Annotated in this window: 4 protein-coding genes; 1 reads left to right on the forward strand and 3 read right to left on the reverse strand. The window is 73.2% G+C overall.

Annotated features, from left to right (window positions below):
- Positions 1-954: epimerase (locus ACSW7Y_RS16630; protein WP_438127342.1), on the reverse strand; the 954-nt coding region annotated here is incomplete at its 3' end.
- Positions 954-1613, reverse strand: a complete 660-nt coding sequence (locus ACSW7Y_RS16635) for a DUF4166 domain-containing protein (RefSeq protein ID WP_438127343.1) — start codon at positions 1611-1613, stop codon at positions 954-956. The genes ACSW7Y_RS16630 and ACSW7Y_RS16635, both read right to left, overlap by 1 nt.
- A gap of 47 nt (positions 1614-1660) precedes the next feature.
- Between ACSW7Y_RS16635 and ACSW7Y_RS16640 the strand changes: the two genes are divergently transcribed.
- The gene (locus tag ACSW7Y_RS16640) at positions 1661-2575 is read left to right on the forward strand and encodes a cation diffusion facilitator family transporter (RefSeq protein WP_438127344.1); all 915 of its coding nucleotides are present in this window, start codon (positions 1661-1663) and stop codon (positions 2573-2575) included.
- 69 nt (positions 2576-2644) lie between these two features.
- Here the strand turns inward: ACSW7Y_RS16640 and ACSW7Y_RS16645 are convergent, their stop codons facing one another.
- Positions 2645-3265 carry a hypothetical protein gene (locus ACSW7Y_RS16645; RefSeq protein WP_438127345.1) on the reverse strand — a complete coding sequence of 207 codons (621 nt, stop codon included), beginning with the start codon at positions 3263-3265 and terminating at the stop codon, positions 2645-2647.
- Between the last annotated feature and the right edge of the window lie 66 nt (positions 3266-3331).

The raw sequence follows: 3331 nt of genomic DNA on the forward strand, positions 1-3331 counted from the left end.
CCGCAGCTCCGGGTACCGGAACTCGTAGCCGGCCTCGAGGAGCCGTGTCGGCACCACCCAGCGGCTCTTCAGCACGAGCTCGGTCTCGGTGCGGATCGCGAACGACCCGAGCTCGAGCATCCACCGCGTCGTCGGGAGCCCGATGCGGCGTCCGACCGCGTCCCGGATCGTCGCCATCACCGTGCGGTTGTCCGACGGGTTCGGGCTCGAGACGTTGACCGGCCCCTCGATGCCCTCGTGGTCGCGGACGAACCGGATCGTGCCGAGGACGTCGTCGATGTGCACCCACGAGAACTTCTGCCGTCCGCGGGTCCGGCGGTGCTCGTGGTACGTCCCCGCGCGGAGCCGTGCCGGCGTCGGGAACCAGGCGCCGTCGTACTGCGGGCCGCCGAGTCCGGCCTGCGCCAGTCTGAGCAGCGGCACGAGGGCGCTCCCGTCGCCGAACACGATCGCCATGCGGAGCGCGACCCTCCGCGTCGACGGCAGGTCCGCCCCGAAGAACGCCTGCTCCCACGCCTTCGCGATGCCGACGGAGAAGCCCTCGCCGAGCTCGCCGGTCAGGTCGTCCTGCGGCCGGTCGTCGGCGTGCCGGTAGATCGTCGCGGTCGAGGCGTTCACCCACAGCGGCGGCGGGTGCTCGCTCGTGCGGACGGCCTCCGCGAGCTCCAGCGTCGTGTCCACCCGGGACCGCAGGATCTCCCGCCGGTTCCGCCGGCCGTACCGGCAGTTGACGCTCTTGCCCGCCATGTTGACGACCATCGCCGCGCCGTCGACGAGCTCGCGGATCCGGAGGGTGTTGCCCCACACGGCGTCACCGGTCCGGCCGACCGTGACGACCTCGTGGCCCTCGTCCGCGAAGGCGCGACGGAGGTACTGCCCCACGAACCCGCTCGCCCCCGCCACGACCACGCGGGGCTTCGACCCCGGTGCGCCCGGCGCTCCTGGTGCTGCCATCAGCGTTCTCCTTCCGGCACGACGGAGTAGCGGAACGCCCCCTCGTACCGGTACAGCGTGCCGACGATCGGCGCCCGGAGCACCAGGGACACGCGCTGCCGGTCCGCATCGTCATCGAATCGTTCGACGAGCGTCACACGCGGTGCGACGACCGCCGGGAGGCCCCGGTCACGTCCCAGCGCGCGGAACGTCACATGCGTGGAGACGAGGCGCAGGGCGCCGGCATCCGGCCCGTCCGTGTCGACCTCCGCCCGGAGCAGGGCGCTGACGCGCCCGTGCCGCCCGAGGTGGTCGACGAGACCGTCGGGTCCGGCCGTGATCGCGTCGACCATGGTGCGGTCGCCCGTGCGGAACCGGAACGTCCGGAGGGCCCGGACCGCGACGTGACCCGCCGTCCCCGCACCACGCCCGACCCGGACGGGGCGGTTCTCGACGGTGAACGGGACGTCGTGCTCCCACACCGGGAACATGACGGCGTCGCGGGCGAACCACGAGAGCACCGGCCAGAGCCAGCGCCGCGGCGTACCGACGACGTCGAACACGCCCTCACCTCGGCCGACGTACCCCGGCGGGACCGCGCCGAAGTACGTGCGGAGCCTCGGGTGGAGGCCGGCCAGGACGTCGGCGGGCGTGCTGAGCTCGTACGGCGACCGGGACACGTCTGCGATCCTGGCACGCCGTCGGTCGCGGCTCCTACGATGGCGGCATGGGACACGACCACGGTCACGCGCACGGGCACGCCTCGGAGCGCGCCCTGCTCGTCGCGTTCTGCATCTCGGCGGGCATCCTCCTCGCCGAGGTCGTCGGCGCCGTGGTCACCGGGTCGCTGGCGCTGCTCGTCGACGCCGGGCACATGGTCGTCGACACGGGCGGGATCGGCATCGGGCTCGTGGCCACCCGGCTCGCCCGGCGGAGCCCGACGGCGCAGCGCACGTGGGGCTACCAGCGCGCCGAGGTGCTCGGGGCCACCGCGCAGGCGGCGATCCTGCTCGCGGTCGGCGTGTTCGTCATCGTGTCGGCGATCCAACGGTTGTTCGTGCCGGCGGAGATCCACTCCGGGCCGCTGCTCGTCTTCGGTGTGGTCGGGCTCGTCGGCAACCTCGTGGCGTACGCCGTGCTGATCCGGGCTTCGGGCGAGGGGTTCACCTCGCGGGCCGCCCGGCTCGAGGTCCTCAACGACACCCTCGGCTCGGTCGCGGTGATCCTCGCGGCGGTCGTGCTCATGGTCACGGGGTGGGAGCGCGCAGACTCGGTGGCGGCGATCCTCATCGGTCTGCTCATCCTGCCGCGGGCGCTCCGACTCCTGCGCGAGACCGCGAACGTGCTGCTCGAGTCGACGCCGCCCGGTCTCGACCTCGACGACGTCCGCGGGCACATCCTCGAGCTCGACCACGTGATCGCGGTCCACGACCTACACGCCACCCTCGTGGCGACCGGTGTGCCGAACCTCACGGCGCACGTGGTGGTGGACGACCACTGCTTCAACACCGCGCACGCGCCGAAGATCCTCGACGAGCTGCAGCAGTGCGTGGCGCAGCACTTCGACGTCCCCGTGGAGCACTCGACGTTCCAGCTCGAGCCCGTGTCGCACCGCCGGCACGAGCACGAGGTGCACGCCTAGCCGTGCCCGCCGAGCCGTGCTCGCTCCGGCCGACGTCGCAGGCGCGTCCCGTGGCGGGCGACGTGCCGGTCAGCAGCCGTCGGTGCGGGTCGGGTACGCGGTGATGACCCGGTCGGTCGTGGCCGAGACGATGACCTTGACGAACGGCTCGCGCTGCGGTCGTGACCCGTCGTCGAACGACACGGGCGCGGCGAAGCAGACCTTGCCGTCCCCGGCGTCCTGCGGGTAGCCGGAGCGCGGTGACGTCAGGGCCGTCCGCACCGCGGTGAGCATCGCGTCGTCCCAGTCGCGGGAGCCGCGGTCGCCGAGGACCTCGGTCCAGTCCTGGTCGTGCCGGACCCGGATGTGCTCGTAGCCCTGCCCAGAGGTCCCGCACTGCAGGACGACCCGACCGAGGGCGCCCGTGTCGTACTGCGCCACGGGCTGACGGCTGTCGGCCTCGCACCGGTCGAGCACGTCCGCACCGGGCAGGTCCGGCCCGTCGAGGGTGACGACGACCATGCCGTCCCCGGAAGCGGCGGACCCCGTGGACGAGGAGGACCCGGCGGACCCCGTGGACGAGGAGGACGCGGCGATCACCGGCTCGTCGACGCCGCGCTCGGCGGTGAGCGCGAGCCCTCCGGCGACGAGGCCGGCGGCGACGACGGCGGCGACCCCGGTGACGAACGACCGGCGACGCTTCTGGGACATGCGGACAGTATGCCGGACCGGCACAGCGCCTCTCCCCACGTGCTCGGCCGGGGTAGGGAGCCCGTC

The sequence above is a fragment of the Curtobacterium flaccumfaciens genome (assembly GCF_051548005.1).
In the GTDB taxonomy this organism is placed as follows: domain Bacteria; phylum Actinomycetota; class Actinomycetes; order Actinomycetales; family Microbacteriaceae; genus Curtobacterium.